Raw genomic sequence first — 24,535 nt, 5'->3', positions numbered from 1 at the left:
TTCTCGTTATATATAAGCAGTGACGTCTTGTTGGCTGAAACTCAGTAAGCCATTCATCGACAAATGTGGAGGTTATTTCTCAGGCTCTTGTAGGCGCTGCATGACGTAGGCCAAAGCTTTCGACAGATGTTTTTGCACTGAACTGTCGGAAATTTCAAGGTGACGCGCGACTTGAGCATGGGTCATGCCCTCGATGCGGTTGAGGCGGAAGATTTCCTGGGTGCGTTCCGGCAATTCGGACAATGCCTGTTTTAGCGCCATGCGCTGTTGTTCTGCCATTGCCTGGGCCTCCAGGCCTGCCATTTCGTCTTCGATTTCGGCCAGCGCTTCGTGGGTTACCGTGTCGGTCTTGCGCCGGGTTTCCTGGCGAATGTGATCGACCAGCAAGTTGCCAGCAATGCGATAGAGATAACCGGGGGAGTTGTCGATTCGCTCCTTGCGCCCACGCTCTGCCATGCGCAGAAAACTTTCCTGCACCAGATCCGCTGCCAGTTGAGGGTCCCGTACCTTGCGCGCCAGATACCCACGCAGGGTACTGGCATGCTTGAGGAACAAGCCTTTGAGGTCCATATCCGACAAACCGACTCCCTGAGCATGAAGGAAAGGGGTCGCTATCTTACTTTTTGTCGAGAATGATTTTCAATTGATATTAATTCCCAAGGCATAACCTTAGGATCAAGCCTGCAGATAACGCAGTACTGAGTCGCAAATCATCTCACGTTGGCGCTGCTTGATTTGCGCATCAGACAAGTCGATCTGGAAAATCTCGCCGAGCGTGTACCGATTCGACACGCGATAAAAACAGAACGAACTGACGAGCAAGTGAACATCCAGCGGGTTCAGCCCAACACGGAATACCTTCTGTTCAACGCCACGCTGCAGGATGCTTTCAAGCGCCTGCACAATGGTGTCGTTCATGTCCTTGATCCCTTCCGAGCGCTTGATGTATTCACCTTTGTGGATATTTTCGATGCTGACGATGCGCACAAAATCCGCGTTCATATCGTGGTGATCGAAGGTGAACTCCACCAGCCGCCGAATCGCTTCTACCGGTTCAAGCTGATCCAGATTCAAGCGACCTTCGATGCTGCGAATTTCACCGTACAGTTTCTCCAGCACCTCGACGTAGAGCTGTTCCTTACTGGTGAAGTAGTAATAAATCATGCGCTTTGAGGTCTTGGTACGCTCTGCAATAGCGTCCACGCGCGCACCCGCCAGGCCTTGTTCGACAAACTCGACGATTGCTTCTTGCAGGATGTTTTCGCGCGTCTTCTCAGGGTTGTTCTTACGGCTTTTACGCGGTTCGACTACCGGTGCCGTGGCGCCGGTGTCGACTTCTTGGGTCTTGGTCATAAAGGCTCACGGCCATCTTGGGATGGCCGCGATTATGGGCCGCCCTGCTCTGTGAAGGAAGCCGCCTTACAGCTTTGCCTGCCGTGCCGCGCCGCTGCGTGACTTGGCCATCGCAGCCAGACGCACCGCAACGTTCGCCGCGCCATACCCGGCGTAGCCATTTTTGCGTTGCAAAAGCTCGAAGAAAAAACGCCCTTCAAACGGCTCGGTGTACACATGGAACAACTCGCCGCCCTGTGCATCACGGTCATACAACACGTTGAAATAGGCGAGCTTGCTCAAGAACTCGTCATCGAAATCAAAACGCGCCGCCAGGTCGTCGTAGTAGTTGAGCGGAATATCCAGCAGCGGTACACCGGCTGCTTTGGCGCGACTGACCTCGGCGAACAGGTCGTCACATTCAAAGGCGATGTGATGCACTCCGGAGCCGCGATAACTCGACAAGGCATGTGAGATGGCGGTGTTTCTGTTCTCGGAAATATTCAGCGGCAAACGAATCGAACTGCAACGGCTACGCAGCGCTCGGCTTTTTACCAAGCCATAAGGATCTGGCAGGACTACTTCGTCATCGGCTTCAAAATCCAGCAGGCTTTTATAGAACAACACCCAGCTGTCGAGGCTATCGGCGGGCAATGCCATGGCCATATGGTCAATACGCTTGAGGCCACCCTGGGTTGAGGGGGTTGGCGCGATATTGAAGTCCGACTCGTACAGCGGCTTACCGGAGGCGTCCTTGTCCACCAGGTAAATCAAGCTGCCATCGGGGGCACGCACCGCCGCCAACTCCAGCTCATTGGGGCCGACCAGTCCGCGATAGGGCTGACCTTTGTAAGCCACCGCACGCGCCAGAGCGCTGGCGCTGTCCTGCACCCGAATGGCGGTGGCGCATAACGATGGGCCGTGGGCCTCAAAAAAGTTGTGCGCGAACGAGTACGGCTCAGCGTTAAGAATCAGGTTGATATCGCCCTGACGCAGCAAGCTCACATTCTTTGAGCGGTGTTGGCCCGCCTTGCTGAACCCCAGGCGCTCGAGCCAGTGAGTCAATTGCGCGCCCTGATTTTCATCCACGGCAAATTCGAGAAATTCAATGCCGTCGTACTGGCTCGCAGCAGGCGGCGCGAACAAGGGTTCCAGGGTCGCACCCGGTGCCGCTTGCTGCGCCAGACGCTCGCGGGTTTTCTCTTCGAGGTAGAGCAACGAGCGTAAACCGTCGGCAGCATTGGCCCGGGGCGGGGCTGCACGAAAACCGTCGTTGAAGATTTCCAGCGACAAGGGACCGGTGTAGCCACTTTGTATGATTGGAGCCAGAAAGCCCGGCAGATCAAACTCACCCTGACCGGGGAAACAGCGGAAATGACGACTCCATTCCAGCACATCCATCGCCAGAATCGGCGCGTCGGCCATCTGCACAAAGAAGATCTTGTCGCCGGGGATTTGCGCAATCGCACTCGGATCGCCCTTGAGCGACAAGGTATGGAAGCTGTCGAGCAATACGCCAAGATTGGGATGGTCGATCTCACGCACCAGATCCCAGACCTGTTGCCAGGTATTGACGTGGCGGCCCCAGGCCAGCGCTTCGTATCCGATGCGCAGGTCCCGGGCCCCTGCACGTTCGGCGAGCAGGCTCAGGTCATCGAGCAAAATCTGCCGATCCCCCACCGAGTCCGCTGCAGCGTTACTGCAGACCAACACCAGATCGGTGCCAAGCTCTTGCATCAAGTCAAACTTGCGTTCGGCGCGGTCCAGGTTGCGAGCAAGACGTTCGCGGCGGCAGCCTTCAAAATCACGGAACGGTTGAAACAGGCTAATAGCCAGCCCCAGATCGGCACACATCTGGCGCACTTCACGCGGGCTGCCGTCGTAATACAGCAGGTCGTTTTCAAAAATCTCGACCCCGTCAAAACCTGCCGCGGCAATGGCGTCCAGCTTTTCTGGCAAGGTGCCGCTCAAGGAAACAGTGGCGATCGAACGCTTCATTAATAACTCCCAGGATTGGCGCAGCCTGCAGGCAACGGCATTTCTTAATGGTTTGATTATTAAGGGCGCCCTATTATTGAGCAACCAATCTGTACCAACTGGTTAGTTTTGCGTGCGATTATCGAACATTATGGCCTATCTTGAATTGACGATTTTTCGTCCACTCGCCACCATCAAGTCCGAACTACTTGCGTCAAAAGCTGAGCAACACCACATAACAATTCCAAGAAACGGGTAAACAACCATGGTCCCCTCTCCGACTGCACGCACTACCTCTGCCCACGCTTCAAGCGCAGGGATCGGCGACAAGATCCGCGGCACCCTGGCAATTGGCAAAACCCGTTGGGGCATGCTTGCATTGGTGTTTTTCGCCACCACGCTGAACTTTATCGACCGTGCCGCCCTGGGCGTCATGCAACCGATCCTGGCCAAAGAGATGAGCTGGACGGCGATGGACTACGCCAATATCAACTTCTGGTTTCAGGTGGGCTACGCCATTGGCTTCGTCCTGCAGGGACGTTTGATCGACCGAGTCGGGGTCAAGCGCGTGTTCTTCTGCGCCGTGTTGCTGTGGAGCCTGGCTACCGGTGCTCATGGCCTGGCTACTTCAGCGGCGGGCTTTATGATTTGCCGCTTTATCCTGGGCCTGACCGAAGCCGCCAACTACCCTGCCTGCGTGAAAACCACGCGCCTGTGGTTCCCGGCCAGCGAGCGGGCTGTGGCCAGCGGGATCTTCAACGCCGGGACCAACGTCGGCGCCATGTTCACCCCAATGCTGTTGCCACTGGTGTTGCATGTGTGGGGCTGGCAAGCGGCCTTTTTGTGCATGGCGGCATTGGGCGGTATCTGGCTGATTTTCTGGGGCCTGAAGTACTACAACCCAGAAGAACATCCAACCGTTAGCCAGGCAGAACTGGACTACATCCAGCAAGAAAAAGAGCCTGAGCAAACCACCGTTTCTTTCGGCACCATCCTCAAGATGCGTGGCACATGGGCCTTCGCCCTGTCCTACGCCATGACAGCTCCGGTGTTCTGGTTCTACCTGTACTGGTTGCCTCCGTTCCTCAACCAGCAATACAACCTGGGCATCAGCGTTACCCAGATGGGCATCCCGCTGATCATCATCTACATCACTGCAGATTTCGGCAGCGTCGGCGGCGGAATTCTGTCTTCGGTACTGATCAAGCGCGGTATGGCGGCGGTCAAGGCACGGCTGGTATCGATGCTGTTGTGCGCAATCAGCATCATCGGCGTGGTGATGGCTGCAGGCTCCAGCGACCTGTGGGTCGCGGTGGGCGCAATCGCTCTGGCACTGGGTGCGCACCAGGCCTGGACTGCCAACGTGTGGAGCATGGTGATGGACTACACACCCAAGCACATGATGGGCACCGTGTTCGGCTTTGGCGGCATGTGCGCCGCTATCGGCGGGATGTTTATGACTCAGTTCGTGGGCTATGTACTGACCGTCACGAACAATAATTACACCTTGTTGTTCACTATGATTCCAGCGATGTACTTCATTGCGTTAGTGTGGATGTACTTCATGGCACCGCGCAAAATCCCACAGGTTTGACGCATAGACACAACGAGGTCATCGATGACATTGCCCACGCCCCTTTCGGGGGTGAACCATCCTTTGAAGGGCATCTTGCTGATAGTGACAGCCACTGCGCTGTTCTCCAGTCACGATGCGCTGTCCAAGTACCTCAGTGGTTTTTACCCGGTAGTGATGGTGGTGTGGGCACGTTATCTGGTGCACACCGTGTTGATGGCGGGGATCTTTCTGCCGCAGTCAGGGTTGCGGGTACTGCGCAGCAAACGGCCTTTGCTTCAGGTGTTGCGGGCCATTTGCCTGTTGGGTTCAGGCCTGTTTTTCACCTATGGGTTGTTGTTCATCCCACTGGCTGAAAATACGGCGGTCAACTTTCTGGCACCGCTACTGGTAGCGGCTTTGTCAGGGCCCTTACTGGGCGAGACGGTTACACGTGGGCAGTGGCTGGCCGTGGTATGCGGATTTATCGGGGTGGTGATCATCATTCACCCCGGGGGCGAGTTGTTTACCCCAGCGGTGTTATTGCCGATGGCCGCAGCGCTCTGCTTTAGCTGTTATCAGATCCTCACGCGCAAACTCAGCGCATATGACAGCCCCACCACCAGTAACTTCTTTGCCGGGCTGTTCAATGTGCTGGTGATGAGTGCGCTGGTGCCGTTTTTCTGGCAAACCCCGACCCTGGCCCACGGCCTGCAAATGCTGGCGCTGGGCTCCCTGGGCATGACTGCTCACTTGCTGTTGACCCAGTCGTTTCGCGTGGCGGCACCGGCATTGCTGGCACCATTCAGCTATTGCCAGATCGTGTTTTCCGGGGTTTTGGGCTGGTTACTTTTCGACCACACGCCTGACCTGGCCAGCCGGGTCGGTATTGCGATTATCTGCGTCAGCGGGTTGGCGGCGGCGTGGCAGCAAAGGCGCGGCCGCGCTTGAGTTTCGTAGCAGCTGCAGAGGAACGAAGGCTGCGTTCCTCGGCAGCTGCTACAGGTGTTGTGGCGTATTAAAAGTCGAAAAACACCGTCTCCCCTTCGCCCTGAATACGGATATCAAACCGATAGGCCGTTTTGCCATTCACTTCACAGCGATGAGCGATCAAGGTTTCGCGGCGTTGTGGCTGCTCGATCAGATTGAGCACCGGGCACTTGGCATTCGCCTCCGACTCGTCGCTGAAATAGAGGCGCGTCTGCAGGTGAATGTTGATGCCACGGGCAAACAGCGACACGTTGATATGCGGCGCCATCGGCACACCGCTCGCATTGTTCACCACACCAGGTTTGATGGTGTTGAGCGTCCACTCACCTGCATCGAAGGTGGTCGCCGTACGGCCAAAGCTGTTGAAGGCTTTTTCCGAATCAAAGTCTTCGTCATAAACCCCTTCATGGTTGGCTTGCCACAGCTCCAGAAAAGAGTCGCGCACCAGGTGGCCATTACCGTCATAGACGTTGCCAAACAGCACGACGTGCTCGCCCGCAGCGTCCGGCTTGGCCATCTCGCTCCAGATTTCTTCAGGGCGCGACGGGTTGCCGGCCGCAGCCAGCGCCAGGCCGATATGTACATAGGGGCCAGCAGTTTGCGATGGGGTTTCCGGTAGCAATTGGATAGGCATGACGGGGCTCCTCAGCAGTTTTCGAAGTGAGTCTGGCGCTGACCGCGCAGCACGATGTCAAAGCGATACGCCAGGCAATCCATCGGATTGGCCGCGCCCATGTCCAGCCGAGCAATCAGGCTTTGCACTGCCTCGGGGTTGGTAATCGATTTGACGATCGGGCACATCGGGATCATCGGGTCGCCTTCGAAGTACAACTGGGTAATCAGCCGCGTGGCTATCGAGGGGCCACTGATGGAGACGTGAATATGCGCCGGGCGCCAGTCGTTTGGCCCGTTACGCCACGGATAAGGCCCCGGTTTGACGGTGCGGAAGCTGTAATACCCTTCACTGTTGGTCAAGGTGCGGCCTACGCCACCAAAGTTGGGATCCAGCGGTGCCAGGTAACGGTCGTTCTTATGGCGATAACGACCGCCAGCGTTGGCTTGCCAAACTTCAACCAGGGTGTGAGGAATCGGTTTGCCGTACTGATCGCACACGCGACCCGCGAGGATGATCCGCTCGCCAATAGGCAAACCGCCATTGTTGAAATTGAGCAGCAGGTCGTTGTCGAACTTGCCAAATTTCAGATGGGAAAAATCAGGGCCGCTGGTTTCGCTAACCGACTGCGGGATGCTCACCAGCGCCTGGCGCGGGGAACGGGCAATCGAGGTTTTGTAGTCGGGCGTCAGGGCTTTGGGGTGCCAGTTGCGATCACGGATGATAAAACGCCGGCTGTCTGCATCGGACATGTCGATCTCCTGTTGTTTTTATAAAGGCTAGAAGCCAGTTTCAAACAACAGACGCCCAAGGACTACTGAAAAGGTCAGCCCAATACATAACCATATGGTTATGGATAAATCCCTTCCCCATAGGCCCGGCCCAATTCACGTAAAACCTCGACACAGCCCTGCGCCGCCACCGACATCGGTACGTGGGCGTTGCTGCAAATACCGATCGAGCCGCCCGGCTCGCGCTGGCCCAGGTCGATTTCCTGCAGCTCGCCACTGGCCAGGTCGAGGCGTACGGCATCCAGAGGCGCGATCCAGACCGCATCGTTGCGCAGCACGTAGCGCCGACTGAGGGTAATCGACAGAGTTTCCAGCCGTTGCCGGGACTGGCTGATGCCGCATTGCACAAACAGGCTGTCGGCAAAGGCACGAATAGTGGTGTTGGCCAGCGGCAATACCAGTGGGTAGTTTTCGAGCAAACTGCGGTCAAGCGGGCCTTGTGTCAGGGGATGACCTGCACGCGCCACCAGGGTCATGGATTCGCTGTAAAGATGTTCAAAATTCATGCCCTGAATTTCCGGGCTGTCGGTCATGCGCCCCACCACAAGGTCAACATCACCTACACGCAATTGCGATAACAGATACGCACTCGGTCCAGTTACAACACTCACCACCAGCGACGAATGCCGGGCATGCAGACGCTGCACCAGTTCGGGTATCAGCAGGCTCTCCACCGTCGACAACACCCCCAGACGCACCGTACCTCCTACATATTCACCGCCACGCAAGGCATTGACCCCTTCGCGCAACGCCTGCACCGAAGGCGTCGCATAACGCAGAAACGCCACCCCGGCCTCGGTCAGAGTGACGCCGCTTTTACTGCGCACAAACAGGCTGACCGTCAGCAGTTCCTCAAGCTCCTTGAGGGTTTTTGACATGGCCGGCTGGCTTACCGCCAACACATCCGCCGCCCGCGCCAGACTGCCCTGGCGCGCCATCTCCAGAAAGCACACGAGGTGGCGGTACTTGATGCGGGTATCAATGTTCACAAGGCTTACAACTCCGGAGCGGGGATCAGGTGGGGTCACGTGTCATCTACAGGGACGTTTTGCAGATAAAACTCATGCAGCTTGGCTTGCAGAATCTTCTTGTCCGGCAGCCTGGTTTGATATTCGGCGATCAAAGCGGGCGACAGCGAGCGGTTCAGCGCGTATTCAACCACTTCATCTTCCTTGCTGGCGCACAGTAATACTCCGATTGCCGGATTTTCGTGAGCTTTGCGGTGGTGGCGGTCGAGCGCTTCGAGGTAGAAGTTGAGCTTGCCCAAGTGTTCAGGTTCGAAGCGTCCTACCTTTAATTCAATCGCGACCAGACAATTCAAGCCACGATGGAACAGAAGCAGGTCCACTGCAAAATCCCTGGTTCCTACCTGTAATGGATACTCTGAGCCCACAAAGCAAAAATCATGGCCCAACTCAGTCAGAAACTCCTTTAAACGCCCCAGCAAACCTCGATGTAACCCCGACTCGTTGTGCCCGCTGGGTAGCTGAAGAAACTCAACAAAATAAGCGTCTTTGAATACATCCGTTACACCTGCAACACGTTCCTGTAATGCAGGGGAAAGCTTGGCTGGGCGAATCACCATTCGCTCAAACAACGCGCTCCCCAACTGACGATCCAGTTCACGACTCGACCATTTTTGGACAACGGCGCTGCGCATATAAAATTCGCGTTCCTGAGCGGATTTACACTGACTCAGGAGCATCAGATGGTGAGTCCAGGGCAATTGTGTCAGCAGTGCTGACACTAAGTTTTCATCCTCTCTATATGCCTCATAAAATTGACGCATGCGGAACAGGTTGCGACGGGTAAACCCTCGAAGCCCAGGCTGGGTAGCAGCGATGTGAACTGCCAACTGCTCGACTACAGAGTCCCCCCACTCAGCTCGTTCCAGCTTTTGACTGATAAAAGCACCCACCTGCCAGTACAAACCGATTAGCTGCGTATTCACGGCAACAACGGCATTTTGTTGGGCATTTTTGATTAGTTTCACTACATGGGTGAAACCAATGGTCGAAGTCTGATGTGGCGTATTTAAAAAGTGGGAGCTCACTGAAACCTCGGGAATGCAGGACGAATAGAGCAACACACCCTACGACCCACTCCCACCCTCGTCAGTCAGCCCTTACCCACAAAAGGCCGATACACTCTGTAGCCTTCACCTGCAAACCCATCAACCCAAATGCCATACTCCTTCGCCAATTAACAAGCGTCTGACAGCCGGGCTGGCATTGTCCCAACTCAGCTACAACACTTGAATACACGATTTATCAGAGGACTACCCCCATGCTTTGGAAAAAAGGCCGACGTAGCGACAACGTTGAAGACGTGCGCGATCAAGGCACCGGGGGCGGCGGGATGCGGATCGGCGGCGGTAAAGGCTTGAGCCTGGTGGCTGTGGTGGTGATTGTGGGTATCGGTCTGTTAACCGGACAGGACCCAATGCAGATTCTCGGGCAGTTAAGCGGCCAGCTTACCGAGCAATCTTCGCCCCAGATTACCCAGCAAGCCGGGCATGCACCTCCCGCTAATGATCAACAAGCTGATTTTGTGCGGGCGATTCTGGGCGATACCGAAGACACCTGGCGGCAAATTTTTCAGCAAGCTGGTCGCACTTATAAAGACCCGACCCTGGTGCTGTTTCGCGGCCAAGTGAACTCGGCCTGCGGCTTTGCTTCGGCCGCAACCGGGCCGTTCTACTGCCCGGCCGATCAGAAGGTCTATCTGGATATGAGTTTCTTCCAGGAGATGACCCAGCGCTTCAAGGCCGGAGGCGATTTCGCCCAAGCCTATGTGATCGCGCATGAAGTGGGCCATCACGTGCAGACCCTGCTGGGTGTCTCGTCAAAAATGCAAATGGCCCGCCAACAAGGTCAGCGCATGGAGGGGGCCGGGGGCTTGCTGGTGCGCCAGGAACTACAAGCCGACTGCCTGGCAGGTGTGTGGGCCAACCATGCGCAAAAACGCCTTAACTGGCTGGAACCCGGGGATATCGATGAGGCCTTGAATGCCGCCAATGCCATTGGTGATGATCGTTTGCAGCAACAAAGCCAAGGCCGCGTGGTGCCCGACTCCTTTACCCACGGCACTTCGGCGCAACGGGTGAAGTGGTTCAAGACCGGTTTTGCACAAGGCAATATCAATCAGTGCGATACCTTCTCGGCAGCGAAGCTTTAGATGCTAGTGCGCTCAATCGCGCCAATAATAGGCCTGTTGCTGGCCTTCTCGATGGCTCAGGCGGCCGAGCACGGGGTTAAAGAACTGAGCCCCGAGCGTCTGAATATTGGCCCCGGCGAGTTGAGCGTGGGGCTGAGCCAGGACTGGAAGCGGCCACTGCCACAGGTGCAGCGCGCATTGATTGTGATTCATGGGCGCCTGCGCAATGCCCAGACCTATTTACGCAGCGCCGAACAGGCTGCGACGCAAGCCGGGCAGTTATCCACAACCCTGATCATTGCACCGCAATTTCTCAATCAGCGTGATCGCACTCGCCATGCCCTGCCCGACGCGGTCTTGCGCTGGCATGCCAATGACTGGATGGCCGGTGCCCCCGCGCTGAGCCCGGCGCCGCTCAGTTCTTACGCGGCGCTGGATCAGATCCTTGAGCGCCTCAATGACCGCAAACGCTTCCCGGCCTTGCGTGAGGTAGTGATTGCCGGACACTCAGGGGGCGCGCAAGTGGTGCAGCGTTATGCCCTGACGACACAAGCCGACAAGGCTTTGCAGACAGACGGGATCAAGGTGCGCTATGTAATTGCCAACCCTTCGTCATATGCGTACTTCAATGCGCAGCGGCCGATTCCGACCTTTGATTCGGCGAACTGCCCGGGCTTCAATACCTGGAAATACGGGCTTAAGGATCTGCCCGCCTACGCCATGGGGCAAAAAAAACGACAGCTGGAGCAGGCCTATGTTGAACGCGACATTACCTATTTATTAGGCGCCAAGGACACTGACCCCAACCACCCGGCACTGGATAAAAGCTGCGAAGCCGAAGCCCAGGGTGCCTTCAGGCTGGAGCGCGCAAAGAACTACTTTGAGTATTTGCGCCAGCAGCATCCGCAGGGGCTGAATCAGCGGCTGATCGAAGTGCCTGGTGTTGGGCACAACGGCGACCAAATGTTCACCTCGCCAGAGGGGCAGAAGGCGTTGTTTGGCGGGTAAATACACCCTGTGTAGCAGCTGCCGAAGGAACGAGGCTGCGTTCGATTGCGAAGCGATCGTAAAATCTGAGTGCACGTTTTAACTGACGCACCGCGCTGCCTGGATTTACGACGGCTGCGCCACCGAACGCAGCCTCGCTCTTACGGAAGCTGCAGGTGTTAAGTCAGGTAAGTAACTGGCGCAGCTCGAAACAGTCCTTGGCATGCCAGTCGGTCAGTTCCGGCCATGGGTTTTCAGGCACATTGACCAATATGGTTTTGCTGCCTGCAGCGCGGCCACAGGCCAGGTCAAAGTGATAATCCCCCACCATCACCATCTTCGCCGGGGCCACATCCCACGCCCGCGCCAACTGAAGAAGGCCATCCGGGTCTGGCTTGTGTACGGCGTTGTCGCGACCCAGTACATCCTGGGGCGCGAAGCACTGGTCCAGGCCGATGGCCTTGAGCGTGATATGCGCCAATTCCTGAGCATTGCGGGTCAGGATGCCGAGGCGACATCCCTGAGCGGCCAAGTCGCGCACCAGTTCGACCGCACCCGGAGCAGCTGTTGAAGCCAGCGCCAGCTCGCGCTCGTGCTCCAGCAGCCAGGCGTGCTTGGCTGCCGCGACTTGCGCGGGCAAGCCGTTGAGGTGAGTCAGGATATCTTCATCGGCAGGGATCTCCAGCTCACGACGAATCGCGGCAAAGTCATGCACGGCAATAGTCAGGGTGCCGTCCATGTCGAAAACCCAGTGTTTTACGTCCTTGAGTGTCATGCCCAGTCCTTGCGGTGGCGGATCAAACCTTCCTGTGTGACCGAGGCTACCAATTGGCCAGCGCGGTTGTACACGCTGCCACGGGAGAACCCGCGCGAGTTGCCCGCCCACGGGCTGTCCATTGCATAGAGCAGCCAGTCATCGGCACGCAGATCGGCGTGAAACCACAACGCATGATCGAGGCTGGCAACCTGCATATCCTTTTGCCACACGCCTTTGCCGTGGGGCAGCAACGAGGTAGTCAGCAAGCCAAAGTCCGATGCGTAGGCCAGCAGGTATTTATGCAGGGCGGGCGAATCAGGCAGTGTGCCGTCAGCACGAAACCACACGTACTTGATCGGGTCGCTGACCTGGGGGTTGAAGGGGTCTTCACCCACCACCGGACGAAACTCGATGGGCTTGGCGCACAACAGCTTTTCACGCATCGACTCAGGAATCAGGTGCGCGCGCTGACGAATCATGTCGAGTTCCGACGGCAGATTCTCCGGTCCGACTACATCGGGCATCGGGATCTGATGCTCAAAACCGCTCTCGTCGTACTGAAACGAAGCGCTGCTGGTAAAAATCGGCTGGCCCTTCTGGATCGCAGTCACCCGGCGTGTGCTGAAACTGCCGCCATCGCGCACCCGGTCAACCTGGTACACCACAGGCAGGCTCGCATCGCCGGGGCGTAAAAAATAGCCATGCATCGAGTGCACATGGCGGGCGTCTTCAACCGTCTGGCTCATGGCCGACAGCGATTGACCGAGCACCTGACCGCCGAACAACTGGCGAAAGCCCAAGTCCTGACTGCTTCCGCGAAAGAGGTTCTCTTCGATCGGTTCCAGGGTCAGCAAATTGACCAGATCATCCAACACTTGGCTCATTCAGATTCTCCTCACACAGAGCATTACCCTCGTAATCTTCGTTACGCAGGTCAAAAATTCCGGCTTTCGCCGCGTTACTGCACCCGCTTAGCCGTGCAGGGTTTCCAACCACTGTGCCCGCGTAATGCGGTACAGCACATGGGGCCTTAGCGGGTCGCTTTCAGGCAACCGAGGGTGTTCAAAGCCACCGTGCGGATCGTGTTGCATACCAATGGCCTGCATGACTTTTTGCGATGGCAAGTTCACCTGGCTGGTAAACGACACCACCTGATCCAGGGCCAATCGATCAAAGGCACAACGCAATGCCGCCCAGGCCGCCTCACTGGCGTAGCCCAAACCCCAGTGTTCGGGTGCCAGCCGCCAGCCGATTTCAACGGCCGGAGTAAAGGGCGCCTCAAACGAGACATTCATTAGCCCGGTGAAACCGATAAAAGCGCCCGTATCCTTACGCTCTAGTGCCCATAGACCGTAGCCGTACTCGGCAAAGTGACCGCGAATCCTGCCAATCAGCGCCGCACTTTCGAGGCGACTCAACGGGGCCGGAAAATAACGCATCACCTGAGGATCGGCACACATCGCAGCGAACTCGTACAAGTCTGTGTCACGCCAGGGGCGTAAGTGCAAACGGGCACTTTCGAGTTCTTTGATCTGCTCCATCGACTCTCTCCGATTTGTTACCGGGCTTTACCGAGCAGTGTACAGCGCTGTTAATATCCAGCGCTCGTTACGACGCGAAATTCCCTATGCCTGTGCCGCTGATTTACCACGATGACTACAGCCCGCAGTTCCCAGCAGATCATCGTTTTCCGATGGACAAATTCCGCCTGCTCCGCGATCACCTGGTCGAGTCCGGACTGACCCGCGATGCAGACCTGCTGCGCCCGGAACTTTGCCCTGTGGATATCCTTGCGCTGGCCCATGACCGCACCTATATCGAGCGCTATATGGCGGGCGAACTGGCCCGCGAAGATCAGCGCCGCCTGGGCCTGCCCTGGAGCGAAGCGCTGGCGCAACGCACCATTCGTGCGGTGGGCGGCTCATTACTGGCCGCCGAACAAGCGCTGGAGCACGGGCTGGCCTGTCACCTGGCGGGGGGCACCCATCACGCGCATTACGATCACCCGGCAGGCTTTTGCATCTTCAATGATCTGGCGATTATCAGCCGTTACATGCTGGAAAGCGGTCGGGTGAACCGGGTACTGATTTTTGACTGCGATGTGCATCAGGGCGATGGGACTGCACGAATTCTTGAACATACGCCGGACGCCATTACCGTTTCCCTGCACTGTGAAAAGAACTTTCCGGCACGCAAAGCGCAAAGTGACTGGGATATAGGCCTGCCTATGGGTATGGGCGATGCCGAATACCTGCAAGTGGTCGATGAGGCACTCAATTACCTGTTGCCGCTGTATCAACCGGATCTGGTGCTCTACGACGCCGGAGTCGATGTGCATAAAGATGATGCCTTGGGCTATTTGAAGCTCACCGACGAAGGCATTGGCGCCCGTGACGAGAGCGTGATGCGCCACTGTCTGGGCCGCGATATTCCGGTGGTCGGGGTGATTGGCGGCGGTTACAGCAAAGACCGCAAGGCACTGGCACGCCGCCACGGGATTTTGCACCACAGTGCGCAAAAGGTCTGGTTGTCATTGGGTTGTCACTAAGCTGTGATTTTTTACCCACAATGCCTGTGGAACTGCCTGTGGATAACCTGAGTGAAAGCACCTGCAGGCCACGGTGAGTAAGGCCTGCAGATAGCTGTATGTTTTTCGTACAGCTATTGCACTCCTGGTAGCAGCTGCCAAGGAACGAAGGCTGCGTTCGAGCGCGAAGCGGTCGTAATACCTGAACCCGCGGTGTATCTGACACTGCGCGTCCACTGACTTTACGACGGCTTCGCCGCCGAACGCAGCCTTCGTCCCTCGACAGCTGCTACAGGGGATCTGCTCCGCGCAGTCAGGTAGAATGCGCAGCTTATTTCGCCGATTTGCAGCCCTGTCATGACTGATCCCACCCCTCTCCACTCCCATCACGTCGCTATTATCGGCGGTGGCCCAGCCGGTTTGATGGCCGCCGAAGTGTTGAGCCAGGCAGGCGTGCGGGTTGATCTATACGACGGTATGCCGTCGGTGGGCCGCAAGTTTTTGCTGGCCGGGGTCGGCGGCATGAATATCACCCACTCCGAAGCCTACCCGACCTTCCTGTCACGCTATGCCGAGCGCGCACCCCAGATCGCCCCATTGCTGCGGGCCTTCGATGCCGATGCCTTGTGCCAGTGGATCCATGACCTGGGCATCGAAACTTTTGTCGGCAGTTCCGGCCGGGTGTTCCCCACCGATATGAAAGCCGCGCCGTTATTGCGCGCCTGGCTCAAGCGTCTGCGCGAAGCCGGGGTAGTTATCCACACCCGTCATCGCTGGCAGGGCTGGCAAGCCGATGGCCAGTTGCGTATCGACAGTCCTGAAGGCGAAGTACAGCTCAAGCCTGATGCGGTGTTATTGGCGTTGGGCGGCGGCAGTTGGGCGCGACTGGGGTCGGATGGCGCATGGATGCCATTGCTGGCCGAGCGCGGCGTCGAGCTCGCGCCGTTGCAGCCGAGTAATTGCGGGTTTGATGTGGCCAGCTGGAGTGAGGTACTGAGCAGCAAGTTCGCCGGTGCGCCGCTAAAGAACATCGCCATTGCCCTGGAGCACAGCCCCCCTCGCTTGGGCGAGTGTGTGATTACCGCCAGCGGCATTGAAGGCAGTTTGATTTACGCCTGGTCGGCACCGATTCGTGAAGCGATCAATCAACAGGGCGAAGCGACCATCCTGATCGACCTGTTGCCGGGCAAGCCTGTGGATAAAGTCCAGGCAGCACTGGCTAAGCCTCGCGGCTCGCGCTCGATGAGCAAACATCTGCACAGCCAGTTGGGCCTCGATGGCGTAAAAGCGGCGTTGTTGCGCGAGTTAGCACCCGCCGAATCCTTCAACGACCCGGCGCAACTGGCCAAGGCCATCAAGGCGCTGCCCCTGAAACTGATCAAGGCGCGCCCATTGGACGAAGCGATCAGCAGCGCCGGCGGTGTGCGGTTTGAGGCTGTGGATGAAAACCTGATGCTCAAGGCAGTGCCCGGCGTGTTCTGCGCAGGCGAGATGCTTGATTGGGAAGCCCCCACCGGCGGCTACTTGCTCACAGGCTGTTTTGCCAGTGGCCGTGCTGCCGGGTTGGGGGTTTTGAGCTGGCTTAAAGCGCAACACTAATCCTGGTCAGGGCCCCTGTGGGAGCGAGCCTGCTCGCGAAGGCTGTTCGCGAGCAGGCTCGCTCCCACAGTTGAAGTTTCCCCAGGGTCGGCGTCGACCTTACGGCTTGCGCTTGCGCGGGCCGGTGTTGAACACAGGGACTTTACGCACAGGCTTGACCGACGGTTCTGCCGGGGTTGCTTCGCCGCTGTCTACCCACTTGCCCAAGTTGCGCTTGCCGCCACCACCCGAGGTTTTCGGTTTTTTCGGCTTCTTCGGTTTTTTGATCACTTGACCGCTGGCATCCGTGTCGGGCACGCGGTGCTCCGGCTCGAAATCTTGCTCTTGGTGACGAGTCAAAGTCTGACGGGTCAGCATCTCGATTGCCGACAGCATGTTCACTTCGTCAGCACAGACCAGCGAAATGGCTTCGCCCTTCTGACCGGCGCGACCCGTACGGCCGATGCGGTGAATGTAGTCTTCGGCCACGATTGGCAGGTCGAAATTGACCACCAGCGGCAGGTCTTCGATATCCAGACCACGGGCTGCAACGTCGGTTGCTACCAGGATCTGCACTTCACTGGCCTTGAAACGATCCAGCGCCCGTTGGCGCGTGGCTTGCGGCTTGTCGCCGTGGATACCATCAGCGTTGATCCCCAGACCTTGCAGCTTGCCCACCAATTCGTCCACGCCGTTGCGGGTTTTGGCAAACACCAGCACTTGCTTCCAGTGCTGGGTGCGCAGCAGGTGCAAAAACAGCTCTGCCTTGCGCTTTTTGTCGACCGGGATCACCCACTGCTTGACGCTGCTGGCGGCCACGTTGCGCGGGCTGACTTCGATGCTCAGCGGGTTGTCGAGCATCTGCTCGGCCAACAGGCGAATCGCGTCAGAAAAGGTCGCCGAGAACAACAGGGTCTGACGCTTTTTCGGCAAAGCACGGTAGATATCGCGTAGCTCTTCGGAGAAACCGAGGTCGAGCATGCGATCCGCTTCGTCGAGGATCAGGGTTTGCAGCTGGTTGAACTTGATCGCTTTCTGACGATACAGATCGAGCAGACGCCCAGGCGTTGCGACCAGAACATCAACACCTTTGCGCATTTTCATCATTTGCGGGTTGATGCTGACGCCGCCGTACACCGCATAGGTGCTCAACGGCAGGTGTTCGGCGTACTGGCGGATGCTCTCGTGAACCTGTTCGGCCAGCTCGCGGGTGGGCACCAGTACCAGTGCACGCACCGAGTTGCTGGCGACTTTCGGGCCTTCCATGGTCAGCGACTGCAACAATGGCAGGGCGAAACCGGCGGTTTTGCCGGTGCCGGTCTGAGCTGCGGCCATCAGATCGCGACCAGCCAGTACGGCGGGGATCGCTTGGGCCTGAACCGGGGTTGGGGTCTTGTAGCCGAGCGTCTCAAGGGCGCGCAGCAAGGGTTCGATCAGGCCAAGGGTGGCGAATGTCATGGGGATACCGTCGAAAAAGGTCAGCGCGTGGGTGCATAAGTTGCAATGGCGCGCAGTTTACCCTAATTCACGCGGGTTTCTGCTTGCGCCACTGCGGCAAACCGATCAACACCACGGCGCTGATAATGACCGCCATCGCCAGGCACTCTTCAAAACCGATGCTCTCACCCGCGAAGGCGATCCCCAGCATCACGGCCACGGCCGGGTTGACGTAGGCGTAGCTGGTGGCGGCTGCCGGGCGCACGTTTTTCAGCAGGTACATATAGGCGCTGAAGGCGATGATCGAGCCGAAGAACACCAGGTACAGCAACGCGCCCCAGCCTGCGGCAGTGGGCATTTCGGTCATGCGCTCGCCACTGAGCAGGCTGGCCGCCAGCAGCATGGCGCCTGCGGCAAGCATTTCGGCAGCACTGGCCATTGCCCCAACGGGCAGTGGCAAATGGCGGCTCCACACCGAGCCAAAAGCCCAGGCGGCGGCAGCAAAAATAACCATCGCCGCGCCCATCGGACTGGCTTGCAAGTTAGAGCCCAGGTTGAGCATGCCGATACCGACCAGCCCGAGGGCAATCCCGGCCCATTCCAGACGGGTGTTGCGTGCGCCCCAGAAGTAGCCGAACAGCAAAGTAAACAACGGCACAGTAGCCACGGCCAGCGCGGCGACGCCGGAGGCCACACCCGAGTGTTCGGCCAGTGTCACACCACCATTGCCGCAGGCCAGCAACAGAAAACCGATCATGGCCGCCGAACGCCACTGCACGGCAGTGGGTGCAGGCGCACCACGCCAGCGCATAAAGCCGTACATCAAACTGCCCGCAATCAAAAATCGCACCCCGGCCATCATCAATGGCGGCCAGGATTCAATGCCAATACGAATGGCCAGATAGGTCGAGCCCCAAATCACGTACAAGGCAAAGAAAGCACCGATCAGTTGTAGCGGAAAACGACGTGCGGCAGGCATGAAGGCAGCTCAAGGGCAGAGGCAGGGGACTGGGGAGTCTAGACAAGAGATGGAGAAATAATAAGTAACAAAACGCACCAAAAGTGACCGTACACTTTAATCGGAACCAGAAACACGGACGAGCATTGCAGCCGGGTACGAGATTTTGGTAGCAACTGCCGAAGGAACGAGGCTGCGTCCGAGTGCGAAGCGCTCGTAAACCCGTAACTCCGGGTTTGTCTGATACACGGATGAGCCTGATTTTACGACGGCTTCGCCGCCGGACGCAGCCTCGTTCCTCCACAGCGGCGACACGAGGCACGTCGCCCAAAGTTCGGGGGTTAAAACCCGCGATAACGCTTCAGATGCTCGTTGATCTTCGCCGCAGGGACTTTTTGCAGGCCGCACAGCAGGTCGTGATTGAGTTCTTTCAAACCGTGCTTCTGGCGCAGTTGCTGGGCCAGGTGTGCAGTCAGGTTGGCCGCCATTTCAGCATCGGCCATGGCCCGGTGAGCCTGGCCGGTGTGGGGCAAATCGGCAAAGGTGGTCAGGGTGCCGAGCTTATGATTCGGCGCCGCAGGCATCAGGCGGCGCGCCAGCAACAAGGAGCAGGCGAAGTTCTGTAAACGGGTGCGCTTGATGCGGCCCATTTCGAAATCCCAGAATTTTTGGTCAAAGGCCGCGTTGTGGGCCAGCAGCGGTGTGATGCCAACGAACTCGTTGACTTCGTTCATCACCTGCTCGGCCGACGGCGCGGTGCGCAGCATGGCGTTGCTGATACCGGTCAACTGTTCAATAAACCCCGGCACGCGCACGCCTGCGTTCATCAGGCTTTGGTAACGCTCGACAATGCGCCCACGCTCAAGAATCACCACGGCAATTTCGGTGGCCCGGCAACTGCTGCTCGGGGAGATACCGGTGGTTTCAAAGTCAATTACCGCAATGCGTTCCAAACCTGGTCAATCCTGTAAAAAATGAGAGTTACTTAAGCAGCAGACTGCCTTCAATCGGCACGTAACGGCTGGCAGCACGAATCAATGAGTTGGCAGTCAGGCCAGGCACGCCATAGGCAACGGTTTCAACCCCGTGCTTGCTGGCAATGCGTTCGAGCAGAAGGTCGAAATCGCCATCACCCGAGGCCAGCACCACCTCGTCCACGTTGGCGGCAACGTCCATTATGTCGATGGTGATACCTACGTCCCAGTCGCCCTTGGCCGAGCCGTCGCTGCGCTGGATGTAGGGTTTGAGTTTTACGATAAAACCGAGGTTGCGCAGGATCTGCTGAAACTGCTGCTGCTTGCTGTCACCCCGATCAATCGCATAGGCGTAGGCCTCGACGATTTCACCGCGTTTGCTGATATCAGCCCACAAGGCGGCGTAATTGAAATGGCAGCCATAGGCCTGGCGAACCGTGTAGTAGAGGTTCTGCACATCCGCGAAGACAGCGATTTTTTTCACCGGCAAACCTCAAGGCACCCATGCAAGCGGGCACGCGACTTAAAAACAAGACCGCAGTATGCCAGCCTGTCGAGTGTTTGCGCGGATAAACCGCCCGGCGTGCAGTCACATGCCGGGGGCTAAGATCAAACGTAGGAGTCGTCAGAAAACAAGTCGTCGTCATCCAGACCAACGTCCTCGATACCAGAGCCGCTATTGGCAAACTGCTGATTGCCGCTGCCCCAGCCACTGTCGCTGGCGGACGTCGGTTGTTCGATGATTTCTTCGATAACTTGCGGTTGCTGATGGTGACTGAACAGGCTGCTGATGCCCTCCGCCAGCATCACCCCTCCCGCCACGCCCGCAGCCGTTTTGAGGGCGCCACCAAGAAAGCCGCTACCTGACGCCGCAGGCGCAGGGGCCGGTTGAGGGGCCGCTGCAGGCGCTGCCGCCGGGCCGTCACGCCAACCGCCAGTGCTCGACGGGGCACTGGGCGCAGCAGCAGGGGCACGATCACCACCACCGAAAAGTCCGGACAAAAAGCTGCCGCCCGATGGCGCGGGTGCCGGCGTTGCCTTTGCCTGAGCCAGTTCCGCCTGCAGTTGCCTGTTCTGTTGGTCGAGCTGCTTGAGTGCTGCTTCTTGCACCAGAATTGCCTGAGTCATGTAGTACGTCGCCGCTGGCTGACGCGCCAGATATTCATTGATACGCGCCTGGGCCTGGGCATCTCGCGGGGCAGAGCCTGCCTCAGCTTGCTGCAACCGTGAAAACAACCCGTCAATAAGGGTTTGCTCTTCGCTGTTCATGACAACCTCGTTCGATTGCAGAAAAAACCTGCCCCATGCATTACGCAGAAGCTCAATAAAAGTTATGGGGGGGATGACAGGAAGTTTCAACGGTATTGGGTCTTCATTAACTTTTGTTCATCTTGGCGTTTCATCGGTTAAAGTGGCGCACCGCTTTTGACTGCCGACAACTGCCAATGAACCCGCTGACTGTTATTCGTGACTCCCTGTATTTCTTCCAGCGCAATCTGAGCCAGATCGTGATGCTGTGCTTGCCGCTGGTCATCCTCGAGGCCGTGCTGCAGCACATTGTTGATAACGCAGTGGGCCCTGATGCGTCGCCCGGTTATGGTCTGATTGTCGGGTTGCTGCTGTACCCGCTGTACACCAGCGCCCTGATCCTGTTTCTCGATGCCCGCAGCCGGGGCGAAAGCCCGCGCAACCGCGACCTGCTGGCACTGGCCATCAATCTGTGGCCCAAGTTTGCTCTGCTCTCGGCAATCAGCACGCTGCTGATCGTGCTTGGGTTGTCGATGTTTTTTATTCCCGGCATTTTCCTGACTGTCGTACTGGCCTTTTCCGAGTACCGACTGGTGCTACGTGGCGATGCACCACTAGCCGCCATGAAGTCGAGCTTCAACCTGTCCCGTGGCCATTTCTGGCGGATTTTTGTTTGCATACTGGCTGTATTGGGGCCGCTGATGCTGCTCAAGGAGTTCAGTTACTCGCTGTTCTCAAAAGATGACAACACGCTGCTTTCGTTGGTACTCGACAGTGCCAACAGCTTTTTGCAGTTGTTTGTCTCTGTGGTCCTATTTCGTTTGTTCATGTTAATAAGCGACGCGTCTGACAAATAAAAAGAACAATACCTACATGCAGAGCCTTGGGATGCTGGGCTGCCGTCGGGTATGTTCATTCATTCCTTGTAACGTCATAAGCCGAGCCCATGCCACGTTTCTTGCGCCGCACCGTATTTGGTTTGCTGCTGATCACAACGCTACTGGCAAGCCTGATTTATAGCGTTACATGGCGACCCGATGCCAAAGAGGTACTGACACTCACGTGCCCGATCACGGCGCCTGTGCTGATACCCGGCCAGGCGCTCAAGGTCATGACGTGGAACATTCAGTACCTGGCCGGCAAGCGCTATGTGTTCTGGTACAACCTGGCCGACGGCAGCGGCCCCGATACACGCCCCACCCGAGAAGACATGGCCTTCAGCCTCGATGAAGTGTCGCGGGTCATTCGTGATGAGCGCCCTGATCTGGTACTGCTGCAGGAGGTCGATGACAACGCCAAAGCCAGCGACTACCAAAATCAATTGGCGCTGCTGCAAGAACGCCTGATCGACATCTACCCGTGCAGCACCCAGGTCTTTACCTGGAAAGCCGACTTTGTACCCGACTGGCACATTTTCGGCAGCGTCGGGCGCACGCTCGTCACCCTCAGCCGCTACCAGATCGAACACGCCGAACGCCTGCAATTGCCAGTCGCCGACGCCAACCTCATCAGTCGCCAGTTCCAGCCCAAGCCTGCACTACTGGTCAACTACCTGCCGCTCAGCGACGGCGGGCAACTGGCGGCTATCAATACGCAACTGGATGCCCCCACGCAGAACAACAGTAACCTGCGCCGACAAATGCAGGCCGTCACAGCACTGGCCGACCGGCTCGAAAGCCAGGGCACGCCGTGGCTGATCGGGGGGGATTTCAACTTGCTGCCCATTGGCCAGTTCTTGCGCTTGCCCGCCCCTCTACGGCTGGGCTACTCACCGGACAGCGAACTGCATCTGCTCTGGGAAAAGTACCCGATGATCCCCAGCAACCCTGAAGCCACCGGCATCGACCGCGAGCTGTGGCTGACCCACTTCCCCAACGATCCACGTATCGAAGCGCCCGACCGCACCCTCGACTACCTCTTCCACAGTCCAAAACTGCAGCGCATTACAGGTTATGTGCGTCAGGAAGACACGCAGACCATCTCGGATCATCTACCGGTTGTGGGGCGTTTTTTGTTGCCTGCGGACTGAGTTCCAGCCCTGCACATCCCTGAACCGACGCGGTGTTTCCAGGCTCGCTCCCACACGTTCAGTGAGCAGCATTGCGCTGGGCATTTTTAATGGGATATCGCAATATACAAAACTATACAGCGCAGACCGCGCCTTCTCGTAAAAGGAATGACAGATGACCCCGACCTTGGGCGGCAAAGAAGCAGTAGGCGAGCATTTCGCGCTGGAATCGATGCGCTATGCGCAGCAAATGACCTGGAAAGCGGTCGAGCAGATTGCCCGTGGTATTTGCCCCGGCATGCGTGAGTCCGAGGCCCTGTTGATGGGCAAACAAGTACTGGCCGAACTGGGTATGGATCGAATCTGGCACCCGCTGCTGATCCGCTTTGGCGCCAATACACTCAAGATGTTCAAAGAGCGCTCCGATGGCGACCCGGTGTTGGGTGATGACGATATCTTCTTCGTCGACATGGGCGTGGTATGGCAGGGGCACGAAGGGGATGCCGGGGCGACGTTTACCACCGGCAGCGACCCGCAAATGGCGGCCTGTGCCGCGGCTGCCAAGGAGCTTTTTGATCGGGTTGAGCGCCTGTGGCGCAGCGAGGGTGTTACCGGCGTGGCGCTTTACGACTATGCCGCGGCTCAGGCGCAGGCCATGGGCTGGAAGCTCAACCTGGACATCAAGGGCCACCGTGTCAGCGATTTCCCCCATGCGATTTATCGTGGCGGAGACCTCGGTGATTTCGAAGCGTCTGCAAACCCCGGCCTGTGGATTCTGGAAATCCAGCTAACTCACCCAGAGCTTGCTTACGGCGCGTTCTACGAAGACTTGCTCATTTGAGCGCACAAGGCTGGCTGACCATTGGGTAAAAACGCACGCAACGATACTTCGTTGCGTGCGTGGGTTTTACTGGGCCTGGAAGTCAAATGCCCAGAGGCCATCGGTACGGCTGACGGTCACATTGACATCGGTGGCCGTGATCGGCGCGATGTACTGGGTCATGTCAGAGAAGTTCTGCACGATGTAGGTCTGACCGATCATCGGTGGCGTCGCCACCATAAAGTAGAAGTTCGGCTCGTACTCGAAACTCACGGTCATGCACGAGTCCACCTTGGGCATGGTGACCACCGGTAAACCGTTGACATACCAATTGCTGTCGAGCTGAACGTACGGGCTGGTCATGTTGACGACCCCACACTGTTGCAGCGTGAGCTTTTCCTTGGCCTTGGAGGCCGATACCGGTGTCAGGGAAGGCGACAACCCACCTGGGCAAATAGCCTGAAGCAAGTTGCCGGGGAGGATGGTCTGGCGCCCCGAGATAATCGTGTTACTGGTCTGCACCCCTACCGACGTGACATCGGTTTCGATCACGGCTTCATAGACAAACGACTCGGTAGAGTGCGCTGAGCCCGTCAGCACCTGCCAGGCATGAATCAGATAGTTACGCTGGGCCTGTTGCGGCTTGAGAAACACCAGTACGGTTTTGCCTTCCATATCGTCGACAGCGAAGTTGACATTGAAAGTTGTCATCGTCCTTCTCCTTGTTCCCTGAAAGCCGCAGCAAAACGCCATGGCTTGTTACTCCAGACGGGATTCGAAACACCTTGTGAACGGCTTTTTTCAGCCCGTGCGAAGAACGACAAACGGCC

Annotated in this window: 25 protein-coding genes; 9 read left to right on the top strand and 16 right to left on the bottom strand. The window is 57.6% G+C overall.

Going from position 1 to position 24,535, the window contains the following annotated elements; all coding sequences use genetic code 11:
* Window positions 1-72: 72 nt before the first annotated feature.
* The 3 genes from N7D90_RS03310 to quiC form a co-directional block, all read right to left on the bottom strand.
* A complete protein-coding gene (locus N7D90_RS03310; protein ID WP_261740868.1) occupies window positions 73-579 on the bottom strand; it encodes an RNA polymerase sigma factor in 507 nt (168 codons plus the stop codon).
* A gap of 96 nt (window positions 580-675) precedes the next feature.
* Window positions 676-1,353, bottom strand: coding sequence for a TetR/AcrR family transcriptional regulator (locus tag N7D90_RS03305; RefSeq protein ID WP_261740867.1), 678 nt, complete (start codon window positions 1,351-1,353; stop codon window positions 676-678).
* A gap of 66 nt (window positions 1,354-1,419) precedes the next feature.
* Window positions 1,420-3,330, bottom strand: a complete 1,911-nt coding sequence (gene quiC / locus N7D90_RS03300) for a 3-dehydroshikimate dehydratase QuiC (RefSeq protein ID WP_261740866.1) — start codon at window positions 3,328-3,330, stop codon at window positions 1,420-1,422.
* A gap of 244 nt (window positions 3,331-3,574) precedes the next feature.
* On the opposite strand from quiC, the gene N7D90_RS03295 reads away from it, so the two are divergent.
* On the top strand, window positions 3,575-4,903 hold the full coding sequence (locus N7D90_RS03295; protein WP_261740865.1) for an MFS transporter: 1,329 nt from the start codon (window positions 3,575-3,577) through the stop codon (window positions 4,901-4,903).
* A 24-nt stretch (window positions 4,904-4,927) separates the two neighbouring features.
* Window positions 4,928-5,812: a DMT family transporter gene (locus N7D90_RS03290; RefSeq protein WP_261740864.1), complete on the top strand. Its 885-nt coding sequence runs from the start codon at window positions 4,928-4,930 to the stop codon at window positions 5,810-5,812.
* A gap of 67 nt (window positions 5,813-5,879) precedes the next feature.
* Here the strand turns inward: N7D90_RS03290 and pcaG are convergent, their stop codons facing one another.
* The 4 genes from pcaG to N7D90_RS03270 all read right to left on the bottom strand — a co-directional run bounded on the left by pcaG (window position 5,880) and on the right by N7D90_RS03270 (window position 9,266).
* Window positions 5,880-6,485 (bottom strand): protocatechuate 3,4-dioxygenase subunit alpha, encoded by a 606-nt coding sequence (pcaG, locus tag N7D90_RS03285; RefSeq protein ID WP_261740863.1) that lies wholly within the window; start codon window positions 6,483-6,485, stop codon window positions 5,880-5,882.
* Window positions 6,486-6,496: 11 nt separating this feature from the next.
* Window positions 6,497-7,216 carry a protocatechuate 3,4-dioxygenase subunit beta gene (gene pcaH / locus N7D90_RS03280; RefSeq protein WP_261740862.1) on the bottom strand — a complete coding sequence of 240 codons (720 nt, stop codon included), beginning with the start codon at window positions 7,214-7,216 and terminating at the stop codon, window positions 6,497-6,499.
* A gap of 98 nt (window positions 7,217-7,314) precedes the next feature.
* Window positions 7,315-8,244, bottom strand: coding sequence for a pca operon transcription factor PcaQ (gene pcaQ / locus N7D90_RS03275; protein WP_261740861.1), 930 nt, complete (start codon window positions 8,242-8,244; stop codon window positions 7,315-7,317).
* 35 nt (window positions 8,245-8,279) lie between these two features.
* On the bottom strand, window positions 8,280-9,266 hold the full coding sequence (locus N7D90_RS03270) for a YhcG family protein (protein WP_405046641.1): 987 nt from the start codon (window positions 9,264-9,266) through the stop codon (window positions 8,280-8,282).
* Window positions 9,267-9,541: 275 nt separating this feature from the next.
* Between N7D90_RS03270 and N7D90_RS03265 the strand changes: the two genes are divergently transcribed.
* Window positions 9,542-10,432, top strand: a complete 891-nt coding sequence (locus N7D90_RS03265; protein ID WP_261740859.1) for a neutral zinc metallopeptidase — start codon at window positions 9,542-9,544, stop codon at window positions 10,430-10,432.
* The gene (locus tag N7D90_RS03260; protein ID WP_261740858.1) at window positions 10,433-11,419 is read left to right on the top strand and encodes an alpha/beta hydrolase; all 987 of its coding nucleotides are present in this window, start codon (window positions 10,433-10,435) and stop codon (window positions 11,417-11,419) included.
* 163 nt (window positions 11,420-11,582) lie between these two features.
* On the opposite strand, the gene N7D90_RS03255 is transcribed toward N7D90_RS03260, so the two are convergent.
* From N7D90_RS03255 to N7D90_RS03245, 3 genes are all read right to left on the bottom strand, one after another.
* Complete coding sequence (locus N7D90_RS03255; protein WP_261740857.1) at window positions 11,583-12,173, bottom strand: HAD family hydrolase; 591 nt, start codon at window positions 12,171-12,173, stop codon at window positions 11,583-11,585.
* Window positions 12,170-13,039 (bottom strand): acyl-CoA thioesterase II, encoded by an 870-nt coding sequence (tesB, locus tag N7D90_RS03250; protein ID WP_261740856.1) that lies wholly within the window; start codon window positions 13,037-13,039, stop codon window positions 12,170-12,172. Before tesB ends, N7D90_RS03255 begins: the two co-directional genes overlap by 4 nt.
* A gap of 87 nt (window positions 13,040-13,126) precedes the next feature.
* A complete protein-coding gene (locus N7D90_RS03245) occupies window positions 13,127-13,696 on the bottom strand; it encodes a GNAT family N-acetyltransferase (RefSeq protein WP_261740855.1) in 570 nt (189 codons plus the stop codon).
* Window positions 13,697-13,782: 86 nt separating this feature from the next.
* On the opposite strand from N7D90_RS03245, the gene N7D90_RS03240 reads away from it, so the two are divergent.
* Window positions 13,783-14,703: a histone deacetylase gene (locus N7D90_RS03240; protein ID WP_261740854.1), complete on the top strand. Its 921-nt coding sequence runs from the start codon at window positions 13,783-13,785 to the stop codon at window positions 14,701-14,703.
* 336 nt (window positions 14,704-15,039) lie between these two features.
* The gene (locus tag N7D90_RS03235) at window positions 15,040-16,281 is read left to right on the top strand and encodes a TIGR03862 family flavoprotein (RefSeq protein ID WP_261740853.1); all 1,242 of its coding nucleotides are present in this window, start codon (window positions 15,040-15,042) and stop codon (window positions 16,279-16,281) included.
* Window positions 16,282-16,380: 99 nt separating this feature from the next.
* Here N7D90_RS03235 and N7D90_RS03230 read toward each other — a convergent pair whose 3' ends face one another.
* The 5 genes from N7D90_RS03230 to N7D90_RS03210 form a co-directional block, all read right to left on the bottom strand.
* A complete protein-coding gene (locus N7D90_RS03230) occupies window positions 16,381-17,718 on the bottom strand; it encodes a DEAD/DEAH box helicase (RefSeq protein ID WP_261740852.1) in 1,338 nt (445 codons plus the stop codon).
* 67 nt (window positions 17,719-17,785) lie between these two features.
* Entirely contained in the window at window positions 17,786-18,676 is an 891-nt protein-coding gene (yedA, locus tag N7D90_RS03225) for a drug/metabolite exporter YedA (RefSeq protein ID WP_261740851.1), read from the bottom strand.
* A gap of 320 nt (window positions 18,677-18,996) precedes the next feature.
* Window positions 18,997-19,608, bottom strand: coding sequence for a PolC-type DNA polymerase III (locus N7D90_RS03220; protein WP_261740850.1), 612 nt, complete (start codon window positions 19,606-19,608; stop codon window positions 18,997-18,999).
* A 28-nt stretch (window positions 19,609-19,636) separates the two neighbouring features.
* The gene (locus N7D90_RS03215) at window positions 19,637-20,113 is read right to left on the bottom strand and encodes an NYN domain-containing protein (RefSeq protein WP_261740849.1); all 477 of its coding nucleotides are present in this window, start codon (window positions 20,111-20,113) and stop codon (window positions 19,637-19,639) included.
* Window positions 20,114-20,238: 125 nt separating this feature from the next.
* A complete protein-coding gene (locus tag N7D90_RS03210) occupies window positions 20,239-20,898 on the bottom strand; it encodes a DUF2076 domain-containing protein (RefSeq protein WP_261740848.1) in 660 nt (219 codons plus the stop codon).
* A 176-nt stretch (window positions 20,899-21,074) separates the two neighbouring features.
* On the opposite strand from N7D90_RS03210, the gene N7D90_RS03205 reads away from it, so the two are divergent.
* The 3 genes from N7D90_RS03205 (at window position 21,075) to N7D90_RS03195 (ending at window position 23,726) form a co-directional block, all read left to right on the top strand.
* Window positions 21,075-21,734 carry a YciC family protein gene (locus N7D90_RS03205; RefSeq protein WP_261740847.1) on the top strand — a complete coding sequence of 220 codons (660 nt, stop codon included), beginning with the start codon at window positions 21,075-21,077 and terminating at the stop codon, window positions 21,732-21,734.
* 89 nt (window positions 21,735-21,823) lie between these two features.
* Window positions 21,824-22,906, top strand: coding sequence for an endonuclease/exonuclease/phosphatase family protein (locus tag N7D90_RS03200; RefSeq protein WP_261740846.1), 1,083 nt, complete (start codon window positions 21,824-21,826; stop codon window positions 22,904-22,906).
* Window positions 22,907-23,060: 154 nt separating this feature from the next.
* The gene (locus N7D90_RS03195) at window positions 23,061-23,726 is read left to right on the top strand and encodes an aminopeptidase P family protein (RefSeq protein ID WP_261740845.1); all 666 of its coding nucleotides are present in this window, start codon (window positions 23,061-23,063) and stop codon (window positions 23,724-23,726) included.
* 66 nt (window positions 23,727-23,792) lie between these two features.
* Here the strand turns inward: N7D90_RS03195 and N7D90_RS03190 are convergent, their stop codons facing one another.
* Entirely contained in the window at window positions 23,793-24,416 is a 624-nt protein-coding gene (locus N7D90_RS03190; RefSeq protein WP_261740844.1) for a hypothetical protein, read from the bottom strand.
* Window positions 24,417-24,535: the final 119 nt, after the last annotated feature.

This window comes from Pseudomonas fragi (assembly GCF_025426255.1).
Lineage (GTDB): Bacteria > Pseudomonadota > Gammaproteobacteria > Pseudomonadales > Pseudomonadaceae > Aquipseudomonas > Aquipseudomonas kulmbachensis.
This window is presented reverse-complemented; position numbering and strand designations above follow the sequence as displayed.